Annotated in this window: 10 protein-coding genes and 1 pseudogene; 6 read left to right on the top strand and 5 right to left on the bottom strand. The window is 37.0% G+C overall.

Features of this window, described 5'->3' with window-relative positions:
• Positions 1–80 precede the first annotated feature (80 nt).
• Positions 81–540 (bottom strand): annotated as a pseudogene (locus tag HXV90_RS12410) (transposase); the annotation flags it as partial.
• Between the two features lie 750 nt (positions 541–1290).
• Between HXV90_RS12410 and HXV90_RS12405 the strand changes: the two are divergent.
• Complete coding sequence (locus HXV90_RS12405; protein WP_269897341.1) at positions 1291–3183, top strand: stalk domain-containing protein; 1893 nt, start codon at positions 1291–1293, stop codon at positions 3181–3183.
• Between the two features lie 66 nt (positions 3184–3249).
• On the top strand, positions 3250–5742 hold the full coding sequence (locus HXV90_RS12400) for an S-layer homology domain-containing protein (RefSeq protein WP_269897340.1): 2493 nt from the start codon (positions 3250–3252) through the stop codon (positions 5740–5742).
• 86 nt (positions 5743–5828) lie between these two features.
• On the opposite strand, the gene HXV90_RS12395 is transcribed toward HXV90_RS12400, so the two are convergent.
• Positions 5829–7088 carry an HlyD family secretion protein gene (locus HXV90_RS12395; protein ID WP_269897339.1) on the bottom strand — a complete coding sequence of 420 codons (1260 nt, stop codon included), beginning with the start codon at positions 7086–7088 and terminating at the stop codon, positions 5829–5831.
• On the bottom strand, positions 7085–7762 hold the full coding sequence (locus HXV90_RS12390) for a hypothetical protein (RefSeq protein WP_221679402.1): 678 nt from the start codon (positions 7760–7762) through the stop codon (positions 7085–7087). Before HXV90_RS12390 ends, HXV90_RS12395 begins: the two co-directional genes overlap by 4 nt.
• Positions 7763–8109: 347 nt before the next feature.
• Here HXV90_RS12390 and HXV90_RS12385 point away from each other — a divergent pair, with 347 nt between their 5' ends.
• The 4 genes from HXV90_RS12385 (at position 8110) to HXV90_RS12370 (ending at position 16659) form a co-directional block, all read left to right on the top strand.
• Positions 8110–12108, top strand: a complete 3999-nt coding sequence (locus HXV90_RS12385) for a cell wall-binding protein (protein WP_269897338.1) — start codon at positions 8110–8112, stop codon at positions 12106–12108.
• Positions 12109–12308: 200 nt separating this feature from the next.
• Entirely contained in the window at positions 12309–13376 is a 1068-nt protein-coding gene (locus tag HXV90_RS12380) for a CAP and S-layer homology domain-containing protein (protein ID WP_054548730.1), read from the top strand.
• 221 nt (positions 13377–13597) lie between these two features.
• Entirely contained in the window at positions 13598–14509 is a 912-nt protein-coding gene (locus HXV90_RS12375; RefSeq protein WP_009371892.1) for a C40 family peptidase, read from the top strand.
• A 233-nt stretch (positions 14510–14742) separates the two neighbouring features.
• Positions 14743–16659 carry an N-acetylmuramoyl-L-alanine amidase gene (locus HXV90_RS12370; protein WP_269897337.1) on the top strand — a complete coding sequence of 639 codons (1917 nt, stop codon included), beginning with the start codon at positions 14743–14745 and terminating at the stop codon, positions 16657–16659.
• Between the two features lie 414 nt (positions 16660–17073).
• Here the strand turns inward: HXV90_RS12370 and HXV90_RS12365 are convergent, their stop codons facing one another.
• On the bottom strand, positions 17074–19041 hold the full coding sequence (locus HXV90_RS12365; protein WP_269897336.1) for an S-layer homology domain-containing protein: 1968 nt from the start codon (positions 19039–19041) through the stop codon (positions 17074–17076).
• 275 nt (positions 19042–19316) lie between these two features.
• The gene (gene pruA, locus HXV90_RS12360; protein WP_112117357.1) at positions 19317–20861 is read right to left on the bottom strand and encodes an L-glutamate gamma-semialdehyde dehydrogenase; all 1545 of its coding nucleotides are present in this window, start codon (positions 20859–20861) and stop codon (positions 19317–19319) included.
• Positions 20862–21019 lie beyond the last annotated feature (158 nt).

Below are 21019 nucleotides of genomic sequence, written 5' to 3'. Positions count from 1 at the left end.
TAGTAAACATATTGAATTTATTGCAAAAACCTACGCATAAATATGAAGTGACTCCTAAAAGTTAGACACGTTATTTCATTAGAAGCTTGGGTAAAATGAGTCCGGTATTGCACCGGACTCATTTTTAATTGTTTCTTATTATTTTAGAGAATAATATATTCTTCTAAATCTATTTTAAAATTCTCTAAACTTTCAAAATCCCTCATTTAAAAGAATTCAGATTTCATAATGCCCAATAAATTCTCCATGACAGAGTTACAGTACCACTTTCCTTTACGAGAAATACTTTGAACAATCCCTCTTGACACTAGGACTCCACGATATTTCTTCACTTGATAGTGTCAGCCTTGATTGATAATCATAAGTAGCTGACCGTGCTCAGATAAACGTTCAAATGTGTTTCCAACATGTCTGAAATAAGTGGTATAAGTTGATCTAGAGCCCAATTGTATATGTTATAATTTCCTGGTGAATTAAATCCAATATAGGCGATAAATATAGCTTCTCTCCGAATAGTTTAAATTCTGTGATATAAGTAACGCTCAACAGCACTATTTTATCTTCCGCAGTATATTGACAATAGAAAAAACTGTTCCTTCAATTATTAGATGGTGTCCAACAGTTGGGGAAGTTCAATATTTTGCGTAGTTTTTTATACTCAACCTAAAAGTAATATTTCTTATTGAGAGCCTAGAATATAGAAATATTAACTGTGCATGTACATTTTAAGATGAAGGTTTTAGGATGAATATAGAGACTGCAAAAGAAGCAATAGTAATAGCAATACGTTACTTAAGATGTTCGTTACATATGATAATATCTAGTATTATCCTTTTATAGTTATCATCCATTTAATAAAATAATATATAAAATATAAGTTGAACCAACAGTCAAGTGGGATTTTCAAGGAAAAAATTTGTAACTTTTTATAGTTTAACAAGTCTAATTAATAGAATAGTTCGATATTCTAATAGAGTGTATATGAATAATTAGGTAATCATTTCTTGGATTATCCATATATAGAATCATTTGGATTAGAAAAAAGCTAGTTTTATTACCTTAAAACTAAATGTAATGGAGGGTGTATAAAAGATTTTTCGAGCAGCAATATGTTTGATAGAAAATGTTCATGGAATTTTGGAAATATCATTAGCTGCATATGAAGCTTTCGAAGGAGAAAGGCTAGCACTCTAGTACCGAATTCTACTCTTTTCGATATAAATCCCACATTTTAGGGGTTTTTCGTGTTAAGATGATAAAGACTATTGTAAGAGGAAAAAGGAGATTAAGATGTTTAAGAAACTTAGGACTACATGTATTGTATCAGCAGTTGCGTTGGCTACGATTTTGCCAGGACAAGCGTCTGCATTAGCGACTAGTAACAATGGAATTCAGATAAAAAACAATGTTTCGATTACGATTAATGGAGAGACGATTCAAGTCAATGATCCTATTTTAAATAAATCGGATTTCTTATTATTACCAATGCGTGCATTATATGAAGCGGTTGGCGCAAGTGTGGATTGGGATAAGGAAACATTGACTGCATCGGCGATGCGCAATGGTAAGATGGTTGATTTAACGATCGATTCGATGACTGCTTTAATAGACGGAGAAGAGGTTGCAATGGATGTTGCACCATTTATGTATAAGGATCGTACTTATATGCCATTACGTTTCGTCAGCGAAAACTTTGATGGTATTGTAAATTGGGATGAGGCTACCCAATCGGTAGATATTACATTATCAGATGAAACAACAGCACCACCGCAGGAAGATCCATATATCTTACATATCAATAACAAACGTATTGTCATGAAAGATCCGATTGTTTCAAAAGATGGAAGAACCTATTTACCTGCTAGCTATATTTATGATTATTTAGATGATTCATCTGGTACTTGGCAACCTGATGGTTCCTTTGAATTGTTAATTGGTGGGATGAGCTTTATTTTTAATGATAACAGCAATCAGGCTTTGGTTAACAATGAAGCAGTGACAATGATCGAAAAGCCATTTATACAAAAAGGCAAAATGTACATTCCTACCAAGTTTCTTGTGGATGCATTAGGCGGAAATTTACGCTATATCACAGAGAAAAAAGAAATGTATATTTATGTTTACCGTTATATGTTCACAAGCCCCTTCCTAGATAAATCATTTGGTTCTACGTCCTATCCAGAAGCTGTTCCTTCTGCTCGTGTAGAAGGAGATCGTGATTTATTTATTAGTGATAATCCAGAAACGTTAACACGTAAGCTTGTGCCACTGAACAATGCGACACTTGCCCAATATGATGTGAAACCAACAGCGGCAACAAATAAGCATCGTATCTTTGGCTGGCATTACAACACATTAGGTACAGATGTCAATCTTGGGATTACCGTTCAAAACAAGTCTACGACAGAAAGCATTAAAGTCACAGACTCGAAAGGCATTAACCAAAAAACAGGTAATAGCTGGGTAGGTCATGATCTTGGCTTGACGATTGCGGATGCTGTTTTAAATAACAAGCTTCAAAAATCGGACAGCAGTGGCATTGTCATTGCACCAGGTGAAACAAAGGTCATCGAAACATATGAACTAAACTATGATTATATTATTGGCTTTTTACATGATTTAGATATTCAAGCGGTTAATGGTGGAAAGCCAGAATATACGATTCGCACAGTACTTACTAAGGATAATAGTGATTTAACAACAATTCAATCTGAGCAGGTGGCAGTTGATCAGTATGCTAAACACCCTAGAGGTGCATGGTCTAGTGCGTCAATTCTAGCAGAACTACCAGCTTACACAGTAGATTCTCCTGAGGTAGGCTACAATATTTCTAACGGTCGTACTGACCATTTACAAACGGCTGAAAATTCAATGTCGCAAATTAATGGCTCAGTAGGAAATCCGGGACATTTTGGTGTGAATTATAAAGTATCCATTCCTGTTGTCAATCCAACAGGCTCTACAAAAACGATTAAGCTGAAGTTGGCTGGTCGAGGAGGATTATACAGTGGAGCGATTAAGGTGAATGGCAAAGTGTATTTAGTGCCTTCTTTAAGAGTAGGGGCAGAGTATGTTGAATTACCAGATTTCAAAATGAAGGGTTCAAAAGATACGATTGAATTAGAGCTAATGCATGCTGGTGGTGTGAACCTTCCAGTAGCGATCTATGTAGAAACAAAATAAAAAAGTCACTGGCACGGGTCATGTGACATGGTACGTGCCATACTTTGAATTAATTCGGAGTGAAAAATGGCAAGAAAACTAATAACGATTATTGTAGTCCTATTCATGCTTACACTAACAGTTAGCCCCATCAATGGACAAGCTGCTGGTTTAGGCAATAAAGTCAGTGAAGTTAAAACAGAGGTTTCACCACAGGTAATACATTCACAGCAAAACTATACGTCAGGTTCGATACGTCAGTTTGTAAATGTTTTAGATGTCAATTTAAATAATACATATACAAAACTAGAAATTGGTATGCCAAATCCTATTAATTCATTAAAAACAACATCAGCGATGGCCAAGCAAAACACATATGATGGGCATCGTGTTGTTGGGGCTGTCAATGCCTCTTACTTTTTAGGAAATGGTATGCCTGCGAACTTGTTAGCAGAAAATAATGAAATTGTGAACTATGGTATTTTGGGAGATACATATGATAGCCCAACACAAAAGCCAGTTGCATTTGGTTTATCGAAATCAGGGAAAGCGATTGCAGATTATTATTCTACGAATCTAACTTTCCAAGTGAATGGCAAAAGCTATCCTATTGATCTTATTAATAGTGAACGAGGAACAAATAAAAACGTTTTATATACACCTGAAAAAAAATCAACAGGGACAAATACATGGGGGGTAGAACTCGTTGTGTCGGGCGCTAGCCAAGATACAAGTACCTTGCATTTTGGTGATCAGTTCTCAGGTACAGTATCTCATGTAACAGCTTACGGAGCAGAAGGTAACTCTTCTGTACCAGCAGATGGCTTTGTTATCTCTGTCCAAAATAAAGAGTTAGCCGCTGAATTAAGTAGCATTACAGCAGGTACAAGCGTGGATGTCAGCTTATCAATCGATCAAAAATGGATGGATGCACAGTTCATCTTAGCTGCTGGACCAATGCTTGTGCGTAACGGCAAAGTGGATATTTCTATGCCAACGAATTCAGGGTTTGCTTCTACACGTAGTCCACGTACAGCAGTAGCTATAGATGCTACAGGTACAAAGGTATCTCTTGTAACGATTGATGGTCGCATAAGTGGTCATAGTAATGGTGTTAATTTATCAGATTTAGCTGCTCATTTAATTTCAGTGGGTGCTTCTTCGGCTATTAACCTAGACGGAGGCGGCTCTACAGCAATGGTGGCGCGTAACCCAGGAGGTTATTTCGCCAACCTAGTGAATAGACCGTCAGAGGGTAGTGAACGTCGTGTATCTGCCATTTTACAGGTAGTGAATACAGCGCCACCAGGGAAAGTAAAATCAATTACGTTAAGTAGTGTTGGTCAGGTAATGAAAGGTTCTTCTGTAGATATGCAGGTTGTAAGTGCCTATGATCAATACTTGAATCCAATGACCATTAACCCAGCAAATATGAGCTGGACAGTTGAAGGTAATATCGGCAAAATGGATGGTGCAACCTTCACAGCAACACAAAAGGGTGAAGGGAAAATTATTGGAGAGTATGAAGGAATTCGTACGTCTACAGCTGTGAAAGTAGTAGATCTAGCAGAAAAACCTATTGTACTAGATAGCTTTGATAATACGTCATCTTGGACAACAGAAGTGGCGAAAGCTAATGCTTCATTAGCAAGCTCTAAAGAGTATGCAAGACAGGGAATGGCTAGCTTACAATTAAACTATGATTTCACAACAGCAGGTACAGGTACAAAAGCAGCCTATATGGTTGCGAAAACACCAATTGCTATTTCAGGGCAGCCTAAAAATATCGGTCTTTGGGTATTTGGCGATGCTGGTAAGCATTGGCTAAGAGGCGTTGTCATTGATGGTGCTGGAGCTAAGCACACAATTGATTTTACAAGCCAGGGTGGTTTAGACTGGAGTGGTTGGAAGTACGTGACGGCGAATATTCCGAGTGACTTACCACAGCCATTGAAATTCGAGCGTTTGTATGTTGCTCAGCCAACAGCATCTCTTCAGAAGAAAGGACAGCTGTATTTCGATCAATTACAAGCCGTTTATAAAGATAATCATGAGGAATTAGTTTATACAGATGTAACAAAAGGACATTGGGCATTTTCCGAAATCCAAAGTCTATACGATCAATCCCTTATTAAAGGATACTCAAATGGAACGTTCAAACCAGAGGCATCCATTACACGTGCTGAGGCAGCTACGATCATTGCCAGAGCTTTAAATCTAACTACAACGAAGGATTCTAGCTTTAATGATGTGAGTAAGAGCCATTATGCATACAGTGCCATTGCCGCAGTTGAGCAGGCTGGTATTATTAAAGGGCAAGAGGCAGGGAAGTTTAATCCAAACGGACAGCTTTCACGTGCAGAAATGTCTGCCATTTTAACAAGGGCCTATAAATTAACGGGTACAAGCAAAGTAAGCTTCTCTGATGTGAAATCAACACATTGGGCATACAGCCATATCCAAGCACTTGTGGCAAATGATTTAACTGGCGGCTTCCCAGATAACACATTTAGACCAGATGCACAAATTACACGTGCGCAATTTGCAAGCTTCTTAAATAGATGTTTATCATTAAAATAAAAATGACGAATCCCCTGTAGTAATCTACAGGGGATTTCTTTTGTAAAAAAACCACCTTGTCCATAAAAAGACGAGGCGGATTTAGGTTAGAAAACGATATATTTCACATATTGCTTCCAAGTTAGCTCTTTAAAATGGCTCCAATGAATTTTCTCAACAGGTAATGTTCTGAAGGTATAGGCTTCGAGATTACGTTTCTCATTCGAGAGCATTGGCGTACCTTCATCAAGATAATCCATAAAAATAGCTGACTTAGCCGTTTTAAATTGCACATTGACATCAATTAGCTGAATTTTACCGTCCTGATTGATGATATATAACTTTTTGTTCCCTTTTTTAGCTGTGGCTAGCCACGATTTATCGACTTTATAGGAATCGAATGCTTCGTTGACAATAATAGAGGCTTTGCCAGTTGTCGAAAACGGGATGTCCTCGAGTGGGGCATCTTGCTGTAAGGTCACTTCATAATTAGTTGGTTGTGGCAAGGCAGTCGTTTTGGCTAACTCATTTGCCCAAACTGTCTGATCGTCAGTAGCAATCGTTTGTTTTTCTAATACGATGCCAGATAGATCATCCTTGACATGTTTCACCTCGAAATCTACAGTTTGCCCTTCCTCCACCTTTTGCCATTCCTTTTCTGATAAATAGGCATACATTGCTTTTTCATTCGAATAGATTTCAAAAGTTAGCGCACCAGCTTCTTCCTTAATCGCTGCCACAACACCATCAATAGGGCTGACAATACCCTGACGAGATTGAATTTGTGTAATTTGGGCTTCAAGTAACGCAATTTGACGATTTGTTTCAGCAATATGTCGATTTAACAGGGCAACCGCTGTAGATGCTGAATTTTGTTGAGCAAGCTCTAATTTTAGCGTTACAGATAGTTTGTCATTGATTTGATCCGTATTAATGGAGCTTTTTGGATTAGAATCATCACCATATTCATCCTCAATTTGATCAAGTGCATCCTGTAAATCTTGTAATTCTGTTTCATAGGCTGTGCGTTCAGATTCAAGCTTTGTTAACTCCTCATCCACCTCATCTGTTTTATAGGTAGCAAGTACATCATTCATCATCACTTCTTGGCCACGCTTTACATTCACAGCTGATAAGCTAGTTGCATCAGCAGTAATCGTGTATGTCTCAGCAGGTGCTACAATAGTTTCTTTATGAACACGCTCTGTATTCGTGCCGATATAAGCTTTTTGAAATTCATCGATAAAGTAGGATCGTGTCACGTTGCTATTATCTTTAAAGACAAAATAAGCATTTATGCCGATTACTAGCATTGCTAACACGATGGTCGTAGTTGTCCATGGTCTTGTTTTGATAAATGCCATCATCCTAACCCCCTAGCAATCCATTCTTTAATTGGTAGTACACTAATCAAACCAACAAATATGGCCATAAATAGCTGTACACCAATCAATTTGACTACTAACATTTTTCTACTAGCCTCTTCCTCCCATTTTGATAGGAAGAGATACTGTACAATAATGATTAAAACAGTTGTTACCGTCAACTGATTGAGGGTAAATAATACGAAATCTGTTTCAATCACCTGTAAGGCAGCAGGAGCTAAGGAGAAGAAAGAAAACATGGTTGTATAGCCTACAGCATAGAAAACAGCAAAGAGGATTGCTTTTTCAATTAATAGAAAGGCTACAACATAAAGCTGCACTCTTTTTATCCAAGTATAAGGAATGTCCGTTAATAGATGTAAAAGATAGGTAACACCATAATAGTGGAAGCAAAAATAGACGATTGCCCATAAAACGGCACCAAGCATCGAAAGTATACGTGCTACATAGTATTCATTTTGTAAATCCTTTGCGAATAAGGACGTTAAATTTTCTGTCCCCATTCCCCAATATTCGCGAGCAGCAAACAACAGGATGAAAAGAATGAACACCGTTAGTACTCTTTTTTTATATCCGATGACCTCGCCTTCCTCTACGATGCTAGTAAAGTAGGTAGGATTTTTTAAGCTATGCCAGAACTTATAATGGTAAAACATAAAACAGCGTCCTTTCTTCCAAAATAGGATATCAAAGTTGTAGTATACACCTTGTAAAGATATTATGACATATGAAAATAGCTGTTTTTTTCCAATAAATTCATTGAAAAAACATAATCTCTTATTATATGTCAATTGGTGAAAACCTTATATAACACCATTGTATAGTATAATTGAAATAACTTCCTGTTTTTCTAGCTAGTAATTTAGAAAAATTACTTTTGATATGTCTCATTTTGTAAATATATTAGAATGGCTTGAAATCAAGCAATTTACACCGATACTAAAGTCATAAATTCTAAATGAAAATGAACACAATCATTTTCCTATACATAAACGATGAAAGGGTGGTTCGATTGAATCGAAAATTGACAGCAGGGGTCATAACGGGTCTTTTATTGGCACCTACGGCTATAGCGAACGCACACGCACAGGACAACGAAGGACAGTCGCACATCTCAATACAATCAGAAAAGGTAGCTTATGCAAATGAGGTTGCAGCAACTATAGCAAGGGAACAACTTATTGCACAATTTGGCAAGCTATCAGAGAATTCATCAGATAATGAAATGGTTATTGCAGATGGTGATATAACGATTGTACAAAATTCAGCTGATTTTAATGCCGATGAAAAAGCTTTTATACAAGCGAAATATGACTATGTAGTTAAGCAACGACTACTGTTAAAGAAGCTTAAGGAAATTAGCGATAAGATGGGTACTATTTCATATACCAGCAAAACATTTATTAACGATGTGAAAAATGTACAAAGCCAATATGAAACATTTTTAGGAGATGAATCAACAGCGACATCCTATCAATATGTGCAAGACCAATTCAACCAAGTTGTTCTTGCTGCACTTAATAATGGGGCGAAGGATATTGCCTCAACAGTTCGTGGCACAGTGTTGCAATATGGCTATGATGAAACAGCACGCAATGTCTATTTTAAAGGCAAGGGAATGGATGTTGACAAGTTAAGTAAGCTGAAAGTGGACGTAGCAAAAGTAGAACCGGTCATTACAGAATTAGATCAGTTAGTTGAGTTATTGGAGAAATCTACGGATTATTCAACTATTTCTCCTGGAATGAATAGTTTTACCACGAATTATAATGCGCTGACAGCAGAGCAAAAGAAAGTGGTCGAAGCTTATAATCCAAATGATGATAAAATCACACCTTTTAAGAAGTATAAGGATGCCTTGTCAGGTTTATCTGCTTTAGATAAAGTGACTTCCAGCATTGTACAGTTAAAAGGTAAGCAACCTGCAGATTTCACTTCAGCCTCAAGCTTTATTAGTGCTGTGACGGCTGTTGAGAAAGCCTACAATAGTCTGGATGCAGCCTCCAAACAATTATTAAAAACGGAATATGAAAGTATTGCTCAATATCTTAAAGCAGCAAATATTTCGAAAAGCATTTCAGGGTTGCGTGTATCCAAAGAAGATGTATATCGTACAACAGTCAAAGACATAAAAGCGCAATACGATCTCTTAACGGATGGTAAAGGTTTTGTTAAAAACATAGGGGATCTAGATCTGGCGTTAGCAAATATTGCATATGCAGAGGATATTGAAGGAAAGATTAAAGCCATTAATGTTGTAGAAGAAGCTAATAAAGTAGCTGCTATTAAAGCTGCACGCGAAGCCTATAATAATCCTTCAGGCACAAGTATCAACGCGTCCAATGTGAAAAAAATCGTCAATAATCTAGCAGAGCTCACAGCTTGGGAGAAAAATTTAGGTGCTGCCTTAAAGGTAGATAAGTTAATTGATAGCCTTGATCCTGCCGCCAAAACATTTGAAAGTAAAACTTTATCTGCGTGGACTGCCTTTAATAAGCTGACTGAAAATGATCAGAAGCTAGTGCAGGGAGCGACAAAACTAATGCTGTTTCAAACATACGCAGAAGCATCGAAAACGATTAATACATTAAAGCCGACAGTTGACTACGGTACACAGCTTACCAAGTTGAAAGAGAAAGTGGAGAAATTAGATACGACTTTGCAAGGGCATGAAACAGCTCTTACTAATTTGAAAACACATCTGCAAAACAAAATAGATGCTTTAGTGAAAGAGGATGAAGCGGTACAGGCTGTTATAACGGAAATTGATCTGCTTAATAGCAATATAGCTATTGAAAAAATATTGGATGCACGAGCAAACTATAATGCGTTATCACCAACAGCTAAAAAGCGAGTAACGAATATCAAAGAGCTAACAGATTTAGAGAAAGCCTATAAATCGGTTGTTAATGTCATCTCTCAATTTGAAAAATTGGATCCTTCCTCTAAAAGCTATATTTCTAAAGCAAAATCAGCTTATACGGCTTACGCGAAGCTAGATGATAAGAATAAGACGTTTGTCCAAAATTATAAAGATTTAAAAGATATAATTCCTACGATTGATGTAATGGTACAAATTAGTGCATTAAGCCCTTCTAAAAAAACGTATAAAGATGATGTGGTAAAAGCACAAGAAGCGTTTAATAAATTGGGTGAATCTCTTAAGGCAAAGGTAGTAAACAGCCAGGACCTAACAAACGCACAAGGCTATATCAATACGGCTAAAGCATTTGATGACCGTATTATAGCATTAGCAAATGAAGGCCCTGACACATTTGTCAAAAAGGTAGCAGAACTTACATTAGAATATAAAGCAATGGATAAGAACGCACAGAAGCTAGTGGAGCAAGCCAAAATGTTAAGCTCCTATGAAAAGGATAATAAGGCAGTAATCAAGGTGATTCAAATGATCGATGCCTTAAACCCAACAAATAAGGATTATACAAAAAAGGTTCTTGATGCACGTAAAGCCTATAATGCACTTGATCAAGTTTCCCAAAAGCGAGTGACAAACTATGCTAATCTCACTGCTGTAGAGGATGTTGCTTCCTTGATTGGTCTCATTGCGTCGTTAAAGCCAACAAGTAAAACTTTCTATCAAGATATGAAAACAGCGCGTGAGCTTTATGATTCCTTGCCAGCAGAGAAGCAGCAAGCGATCGTAAACTATGATGCACTGGTAGCAGCAGAGAATGAACAGGGATTAGCACAGAGTGTAGTCGAGCTAATTAAATTAACAGAAGTGCAAGATGCTGACTATTTAACGAAGCTGATGAATGCGCGTGTAGCATACGATAAGCTGTCATCGGACCAAAAGAAATTAGTGACGAATATTAAAGATTTAACAACACGTGAAAAAGCAGTGAAACCAATTTTAAGTGTGATGGTTCAAATTAATGAACTAGATCCAGAATCAACAAGCTTTGTTAGTAAGGTAAACTCAGCACGTAAAGCGTATGATAAATTATCGAAAGATCAAAAAAAATACATCGATAATATTAATATTCTCTTAAAATTTGAGCCTGTCTCTAATGTGATGGAATTGATTAGTAAACTTAAATCTTCAAGTAACACATTCCTTCAAGATACATCACGAGCACGCTCACTTTACGATGCACTACCTGACGATATGAAGCAATATGTGACAAACTACTACTTATTGCAAGCAGCGGAGTCTAGTATTTTAGGGGCTGGTAATGTCATGCAAATGATTGATGACTTACCATCCGTTGATCCAAAGCAATATGTGAAACGTATTCAAGAAATCCGTGCTGCTTACAATGCTTTACCAAAGGATCAGCAAAGGGCTGTTCAAAATTATAAAGTGCTACAAGATCAGGAAAAGCTAATAAAGCCTGTAATGAGTATTGTAGAAGATATAGACCGATTGCTAACGGCAAAAGATATGAATAGCCAATACCAAAAGATTTTAAAAGCCTATGATAAGCTCAATGCGGATCAACGTCGCTATGTTTATAACGACCAGCTATTGCTTTCGCTAGATAATGTTATAAAGGTTTATAATAATATTGCTAAATTGAATCCAAAGGATAAATATTACTTTGGCATGGTGGAAGCGGCGCGTAAAGAATATGATAGTTTGAATACGACAGATAAACAACGTATCTCCAATTATGCTCTTTTACTCGAAGCAGAGAAAAGTTTAGCTGATGTGAAGAAGGTTGTGGAGATCATAGCGGGACTGTCTCCAAGCTCTTCAACGTATATTGAAGATGTGGCGAATGCCGTTGCTGCCTATAAGGCATTGGACTCTAAAATTAAAGGACAGGTCATTAATGAGGATGTCTTAAAGCAGGCTGAAAAAGATGTGGCTGCCGTTCTCAAAGTTGTTCAAGCGATCGGAAATATTGATCCAGACAGCTCCTCATTCGAGAAAAAAGTGTTAGCTGCTCAAAAAGATTATAGTAATTTGTCAATTGAGCAACAGGGCTTAGTGTATAATTACCGCATTCTAGAAGACTATCTTAAAATGATTCAATAGTATGATAAAAAAGGAGTTTTCCCAATCAATATAACGGGAAAACTCCTTTTATAAGTAAGAAAAAATGAATCCTAATATTAATTTCCAAAAAAGTGAAACTATATCATCTGAAATTCGTATCTTATAGTATAAATGGTCGCTTTGACTGGGAGGTACCATTTGATACATTTTCATTTTGCCAACGTGAGGAGGTCGCCCTGTTGAAAAAATTATTGAGTATAATGGTACTTTCAATAGCTGCAACCGTAGGAAGTTTAACTAGTTTTAGTCAAGTAGAAGCAGCGTCTGCTAAGGCAGTAGATGTGACAAATTCATACTGGGCAAATGCCTCGATTCAACATATGCTCACAAAACAATATATGACTACATACAACGACAACACTTTTAAGCCAGAGCAAGCTATTACAAGGGCAGAGGCTGCTGCTGCCATTGCTCGCTCTCTTCAAACAAACATTGACATTGAGAACCCTGTAAAATTCAAGGATGTTCCTACAACACATCCATATTACAAGGAAATTTGCCAGCTTGTTAAACTGGGAGTTATTCAAAAAAGTGATGCCTTTCATCCAGAAGAGCCTTTAAAGCGTATGCAGGTGGCAAAAATGCTAGCACTAGCTTACCAAATTAAAGTAGATGGCAAAAATAATAGCCAGTTTGCGGATATTACGCGTACGCATTGGGCAAAAGACTATATTGAATCCTTAGCAGATATCGGCATTATTAGTGGAGTGGATGCTAAACATTTTGCTCCTGACCAATTGGTAACACGTGCACAGTTTGCTGTATTTGTTGAGCGAAGCATGGTTTTTCAACAAAAAATTAAGGCATTGGAAGTAGCCTATGACTATCTAGCAAAGGATTATATCCCAACTGTAAACCTTTCTTCTGAGTGGTCAAAAAAGGTGATTGAATTAATAAATGTTGAAAGACAGAAGAATAAGCTAGAACCTGTTGCTTATGATTCGGAACTTACACAAATTGCCATTATTAAAGCGCAGGACATGGTAAATCGCCATTATTTTGAACACGTTTCTCCATTTTATGGGGCACCCTGGGATTTAGCGACATTATTTGATTACAACTATACAAGTTTTGGAGAGAATATTGCTAGAAATATTAAAACACCTGAAATTGCTGTTAAGGCATGGATGGCTTCACCTAGCCATCGAGATAATATTTTAAAAGAGCACTATACGAACACAGGTGTTGCAATAGCCCAGGATAGCAAAGGAAATTACTATTGGGTCCAAATGTTCTCTAGTCAATAAGTTGTTGTGTAACAAAGAATCGCTAATATTACAGAAATATTACGAAAGTTCCAAATTACGATAAAAAAATCCCCTTTTTAACGCTGGAAATACCACCAAACGTTGGTATTACAGCGTTTTTTTGCTGTCTAAAACCGTTACACAATTGAAAAATAACATTCGCCTCTTTTGTGATAGTCTATGTATAGGCAAAAAAGTTTTGAGAGGGGTATAACAAAAGTATGAATAAGAAATGGTTATTACCGATTTTTGCATCATTTATGTTATTTTCAACTACTAATATTAATACTGCTGAAGCAGCGTCTAAAGCAGATTTAACTGATACAGCTTCTAAATATTTAGGTGTTCCATATAAATACGGCGGTACAACAACAAGCGGTTTTGATTGCTCTGGCTTTACTTCTAAAGTATTTTCAGACTTAGGCATTCAATTAAACCGTACGTCGGGATCTCAATATCAACAAGGTACTGCAGTTGCCAAGAGTGATCTTCAAGTTGGCGATTTAGTATTTTTCAATACAAGTGGTAGTGGTATTTCACATGTGGGGATATACATAGGTGATGGTAAAATGATCCACTCTCAAACTGGTCAAGGTGTAAGCTACTCAAATGTTAATGACCCATATTATTGGGGCGATCGTTATGTAGGTGCTAAACGTGTAGCAACATTTGATGCTCAACAACAGGCTGAAGTAAAACAAGCAGCTATTGACTTTTCCGTATATGCTTCTCGTGCAGAGGTAGCAGTACAAATTGCAAAAGCTTTAAACTTAGATACATCTGATACTACTACTAGTTTCGTAGATGTAAAACCTACATATGCTCATGCAGGTGCTATTGCAGCTGTAGCAAAATTAGGTATCTTTGAAGGCGATGCAAATGGTAAATTCAACCCGTCTTCACCAATTACGCGTGCACAAATTGCTAAAGTATTAGTGCTAGCATTTGGTCTTGAAAATAATGGTGGAAGTGTAGCTTTTAGTGATGTGCCTCAAAAGAGCTGGGCTAATGAATATGTTTCTACTCTAGCGTCAAATGGCATTACAAATGGTGACGGAGACGGTAGCTTCGGTTCTGATGAATTACTAAAAATCGAACAATTAAAAGTATTTATTGAAAGAATTCAACAATAAGTTCATAAAGTTAACACTTTAATTGTGTCATAGATTGCAAGAAATGATCTTTTGAATAGCGTATAATGGAAGAAGGGTTTGCAATAGCAGACTCTTCTATTTTTATGATAATTTTGTAGGAAAGGATGTGAATTGGAAAATTAAAGTTTAACAGTTCTATTGTATGATGCTTTATTTAGCTAATTTTGTTAAAATGGACACGTTAAGAGAACAAGAAGGGAGGAAATAAGACATTGAACATCAAAAAAATTAGTCTTATCTTGTGCGTCTTATTCATTTCGGCTTCTATGTTTACGATACATAGTGCAAGTGTCAGTGCAGCTAACAATTCAAATATAACATTTGAAGATGTTACTAAAAATCACCCAGCCTATGAAGAAATCAATTATTTAGTAAATTTGGGGGTAATTCAAGGTTACTTTGTGAATGGTAAGAGAGTCTTTGGACCAAATAATAGTGTTACAAGAGGACAAGCAGCTAAAATGGTTGTTGTTGCCTCTGGTAATAAACCATTAGTTGTAAATAAATCTAGCTTTTCAGATGTTACAGTCGGCACTGAAATGTCAGGTTATATAGAACGTGCTGTACAGCTAGGATTTTTCGACAAAAATATAAAAGGTCAATTCTTACCAAATAAGCCTCTAACTCGTGGAGAAATGAGTTATGTATTAACAAAAGCTTTTAATTTAGATACTAGTGAGTATGAGGGGATCGACTCGCCTTTTACTGATGTAGGAATTACACATGAATATGTGAAATACATCAATACAATCTATTATAATGGCATTACCAACGGAACAGGTAATACGTATTTACCGAATAGCACTGTAACACGTTCTCAATTTTCATTATTCGTTGCACGTGCAAACAGTGAAAAATATCGATTAGAGCTTCCTGTAAAAGGTGTACAAGTTCCAGATACATCACAAGTCATTGGCTTAGTGAAGGTCACTACAGATGGGTTAAACATCCGTAAGACAAAAGATTCTACTTCAAGCACGAACATTGTAGGCAAAGTCAATACAGGCGGTAAATTATCAGTCTACGCTGTTGAAAGTAATTGGCTAAAGGTTACTTATAAAGGCGCATATGCCTACATCTATAAGCAATATGCAGAATTTGTAGATGCAGATGGTAATCCATTAGGAACAGTCGAAAAAGAAGTAACGACAAAAAATGCTGTCAATTTATATGTGAAGCCTACATCTTCAGCAAAAGTCATTTCATCGATTAAAGCGAACGAAAAGCTTCCCGTTTACAAAACAACTGGTGGCTACTACTTAACACAAGTAAATGGTTTACCAGGTTATATTGTAGCGAATAGCACTACGGATATTGTGGAGGAAGAAAAGCCAAATCCAAATCCAGATCCAACACCACCAGCTTCTGGTGATGTGCTAGGAAGAGTAACGGTAGCTAATTTAAATGTTCGCAGTCAAAGTAACTCTACATCAGCCGTGTTATTTAAGCTGAATAAAGGAGAGTATGTCCAAGTTAATAACATTAGTGGTTACTGGGCAGAAATCACCTATAATGGCCAATCAGGCTATGTTCACAAGTCTTATTTGAAACTACTAAATCAAACAGCTAAACCTTTACAAAATCGTATTATCATCCTAGACCCAGGTCATGGTGGTAAAGATCCAGGTACAGTAAAGGGCTCTGCTTCTGAAAAGAACATTACATTAAAAGTCAGCACACAAGTGAAACAATTACTAGAGAATGCTGGTGCAAAAGTTTATATGACACGTACTGGTGATACGTATCCATCCTTACAAGATCGCGTAGACTTTACTCAAGCAAACTATGGTGAAATTTTTGTAAGTGTTCATGTCAACTCTGCTGCTAATACGTCAGCGTCTGGTACTGAAACATATTATGCAATATCTACAGGAGATATGTATCAGGAAGACATTGATTTAGCGACATATGTTAATAATCAAATTGTCAACAATTTAAATATGAAAAATCGTGGTGTCAAGCAAGAGCAATACTACGTAATTCGTAATATGGTGATCCCTTCTATTCTAGTAGAACTTGGTTTCTTAACGAATGCAGAGGATAACAGTAAAATGACAAATGATCAATACGTTAAATTATTTGCAGAATCTATTTATAATGGTATTTTGCAATATTATAAAAAACAATAATTGATTAAGAGACGATTCCAAAGATGTACTAGCCTTTGGAATCGTTTTTCTTATTCTCTATATACCCATATAAGAAAAATACAAACTAATTGATAAAATGGCCATAAAATTTTCTCTAATCATACAAATAAAAGCTAATTAGATTGCTTGCTAGCTAGTATGAAAGATAAGGAAAAGACACTTTTGCACATGGGTGATTGGAGAGGAGCCAACATCACTCCTGATTGAGCGTCACAGAGGAGAGCCTAGAGCGAATATAAGTAAGTGAAGTGCTCATCGGACGGCCCCTGGAGAGGTCGCTGGCGGAACGGAAATCAACCTCCTGCCTTATAAAAAGGCCTTTTTGCCAGTGACTTTATCTTTTTTCAACAACAGTAAATGGCTGTCTCATTTATTAAGAGACAGCCATTTACGTTATTTCACGGTATTGATGAATTTAATATAATCCTTACTTATATATCCAGGTTCAGTGTTTAGTTTATCTGAAACAATTTGATACCAACCATTTGAGCTTGTATCTGTAACGATGACAGGCATATTACTTTTACTAAATGTGAAAAGTGGACTTTGACTTGTTGATGCATCTGCACGAACATTTAGTCCAGCAGTTGTTGTGAGAGCGATTTTATAAGGATTATTTGCATCTTTAAAGCCTAAAGCTTTTTCTGCACGATAGTAATGTCCTGCAATTTTTGCCCCCCAGAATGGATCTGAAGCGTATTTTACGTTGAAGCCGATAGCCTTAGAACCAACAACTGCGCCATTTGTATAACGTCCACCTGGCGTAATATAATTTGGCTGAAGGAATTTTTCAACTAGCTCATTAATATTGGCTTCCACACTATCAAACTTCTTGTTTAGTGGATTTGTATCATAGACATATAAGCCAAATAGATTGTTTAGATTTTGAGCGTGATCACTCATACCATAGGCACTCTCATGCTGTGCTAAGGATAAAATAAGCATAGCATTGATATGAGAATTGGCTTCCACTTCTTTTAATACAGAGCCTAAACCAAGTAGTTTACTTTTAGTTGTGGCATTTTTATAAATCGAAGCACCTGAGCTTTCAACCTCTGCTAATTTTCCCACAATATATTGATCTAGCTCATCTGCTGTATATTGAGTTGCTGCACGAGCTGGTAAGAACTGATAGTAGTTATAGGCTTCTCCCTTTGAAGAACCATCAGCATTGGTAAAGTTGATGCCATCCCAGCTAAAGTATTTCTCACCCTGCTTCATAAAGCTAGGTGCCTTGCCATACACGTAACTAGCAGAATATTTATTAGTTTTATAATCATATAAAGTATGTTTTATTTCACCGTACTCATTTGTGTAATAAGAACGGCCTTTCACTAAAGCAGAAGGAATTAAGGTAACGTCAGCCTGCTTTAAATAGCCAGTATGACCAGCTAAGCGTACTTTTACTTGTGTGGCATCACTACCTAGATACTCCATTTCTGTATTACCCGCAACTGCGATTTGATCCTTAATCGTTTCAGAATTTAGAGCAACATAATTATTCGTTACAACATAACCTGAAGTCATTTTAATAATTTTATCATTTTGAGTAATCACTAAGGAACTAGTCGTCATCGCCTTTTCAGCTGCTTCAAAGCTAGTAAAGGTTTGTTTGTCTACCAAGTTACCATTGGAAACTTCTTTGACGATATATGCGGTAGTATTACCGTTATTACCAGTATTATTGTTGTTCCCATTATTAGTATTACCGTTATTTTCGGAGTTACCATTGTTTTCATTTTTACCAGCGTCAAGCTGATCAGCAAGAAGTATTAATCGTAGAATAAATGTCGATGCCTCACCAATTGTGGCACTGTCTCTTGGTAAAAACATGCCATTGGAGCTTCCTTTAATAAGTCCTAATTGTGCACCGATTGCAACATCCTCACGGAAATCTTTAAAAATAGTTGTATTGTCTTTGAAGGTAATAGAAGAAGTACCTTTTGGTATTTTTAAATAATCAACTGCTCTGATTAGCATCACTGCCATATGCTCTCTTGAAATACGGTCATCTGGCTTAAATGAGCCATCCGTATAACCAGTAATAATTCCAGCAGTTGCGGCAAGCTTAATTTCATTTGCAAATAAATATGTGTCTGACACATCTGTAAACGTTATCTCGTTCTTCGTGTCCAAATTTAATGCTTTTGCTATGTATGTGGCGAATTCACCGCGTGTAACCGTAGCATTTGGACGATAGCTTCCATTTGCATCCTTTAGTAATGCATCTTTCTGAATTAAATAGCGTAGACCACTTTCATGCATATGTCCTGATAGCTCGTCTGCATAGACAGATTGAGGCTGCCAAATGACTAGACTAACAAGCATCATGAGCAACATAAAAATTGATAGTTTTTTCATAGTTTTACCCTCCTAAACTGATATCATTTTAACAAAGTTATACAATCAAGATAAGGGTCAAATGTTAGAAATGCCATAAAATATACCAGCGTTTTATAGGCAATAAGTATGCTTTTATAATTTGGTGTGAAAGTTAGTTTTAAATAGGGGAAGGAAAGTGAACCGAAATTCACATGAGTTTCTTCTATTATATATGTCATTTGTGTTACCCCCAAAAAATAATGCCGTACATTGCTTACTAAGAAACAATGTACGGCATTTTATTGAAGTAATTATTAAAGCATTTCTGAAGTTGTTTTTGCTTGCATATGCAGCTGTAGGTAGTCTGGGCCACCTGCTTTTGAATCTGTACCTGACATGTTGAAGCCACCAAATGGTTGGTAACCTACGATTGCACCTGTACAGCCACGGTTGAAGTAAAGGTTTCCTACATGGAATTCTTCACGTGCTTTTTCTAGGTTCATACGATTTGTTGTGATAACAGCGCCTGTTAAACCGTATTCTGTATCGTTTGCAATTTCAATCGCATGGTCGAAATCTTTTGCTTTTGCAATGGCTACCACTGGTCCGAAGATTTCTTCCTTCATAATACGAGCAGAAGGATCTACGTCCGCGAATACAGTTGGTTGTACGAAGTAGCCGACTGAATCGTCTGCTGTACCACCAGCTACTAAACGACCTTCGCCTTTACCGATTTCGATGTACTCTGTAATTTTATTGAATGCTGCTTGGTCAATTACTGTTGCCATGAAGTTGCTGTAATCAGTTGGGTCACCCACTGTTAAAGCGTTTGTTAACTCTTCTACGCGATTTACCACTTGCTCATATACATCTTCTACGATGACAGCACGAGAACATGCTGAACATTTTTGACCTGAGAAACCAAATGCTGATTTCACGATGGATTGTGCAGCTAATTCTAAATCTGCTTCTTTATCCACTACGATTGTATCTTTACCGCCCATTTCAGCGATGACACGTTTAATCCAAATTTGGCCTTCGTTTAATACAGATGCACGTTGGTTGATACGTAAGCCAACATCACGTGAACCTGTGAAGCTGATGAAGCGTGTTTTTGGATGATCGACTAAGTAGTCACCTACTTCAGCACCAGAACCTGGTACGAAGTTCACCGCACCTGCTGGAAGACCAGCTTCTTCTAATACTTCGATAAATTTATACGCTATAACTGGCGTTGTAGAAGCTGGTTTTAATAACACTGTATTCCCTGTTACTAAAGCAGCTACTGTTGTACCAGCCATGATTGCAAATGGGAAGTTCCAAGGAGAAATGACAATACCGATTCCTAATGGAATGTAGTCATAACGATTGTATTCACCTGGACGGCTTTCGACTGGCTGACCGTTTTTAATGCGTAGCATTTGGCGACCATAGTATTCCATGAAGTCGATTGCTTCCGCTGTATCTGCATCAGCCTCTGCCCATGGTTTCCCGGCTTCTTTTGTTAATAAAGCTGAGAATTCATGTTTACGACGACGAACGATTGCTGCCGCTTTGAAAAGAACGTCCGCACGAATGGCTGGATCAACTTTTTTCCATGTTTTGAATGTTTCATCTGCCGCTTGCATCGCTTTTTCAGCTAAATCTTTACTTGCTTTTGAAACGCGACCAATGACTTCTGTTTTCTTTGCAGGATTGTACGAAACGATTTTATCTTCTGTTGTAATGCGCTCGCCACCAATAATTAGTGGGTAGTCTTGACCTAAGTAACCTTCAACTTTATTTAAAGCCTCTACATAAGCATTGTAGTTTGCCTCTTGTGAAAAATCTGTGAATGGTTCGTGTTTGTATGGAATCATGTCAGTTTCCTCCCAGGTATAAGTAGTGCCAAATGATTATGCACCTTTTAAGATTGCGTTAATTATATAATGCAATATAATTTGGCATTAATCAACTCAAATTTTAAAACTTTTTTAATTTTTGCATCTGCTTTTCATATTGGTGTTAGAATAAGCTT

It is taken from the genome of Lysinibacillus sp. JK80, assembly GCF_027557635.1.
Classification (GTDB): Bacteria; Bacillota; Bacilli; order Bacillales_A; family Planococcaceae; genus Lysinibacillus; species Lysinibacillus capsici.
The sequence above is the reverse complement of the archived record's forward strand: the minus strand, read 5'-3'. Positions and strand labels throughout refer to the sequence as shown.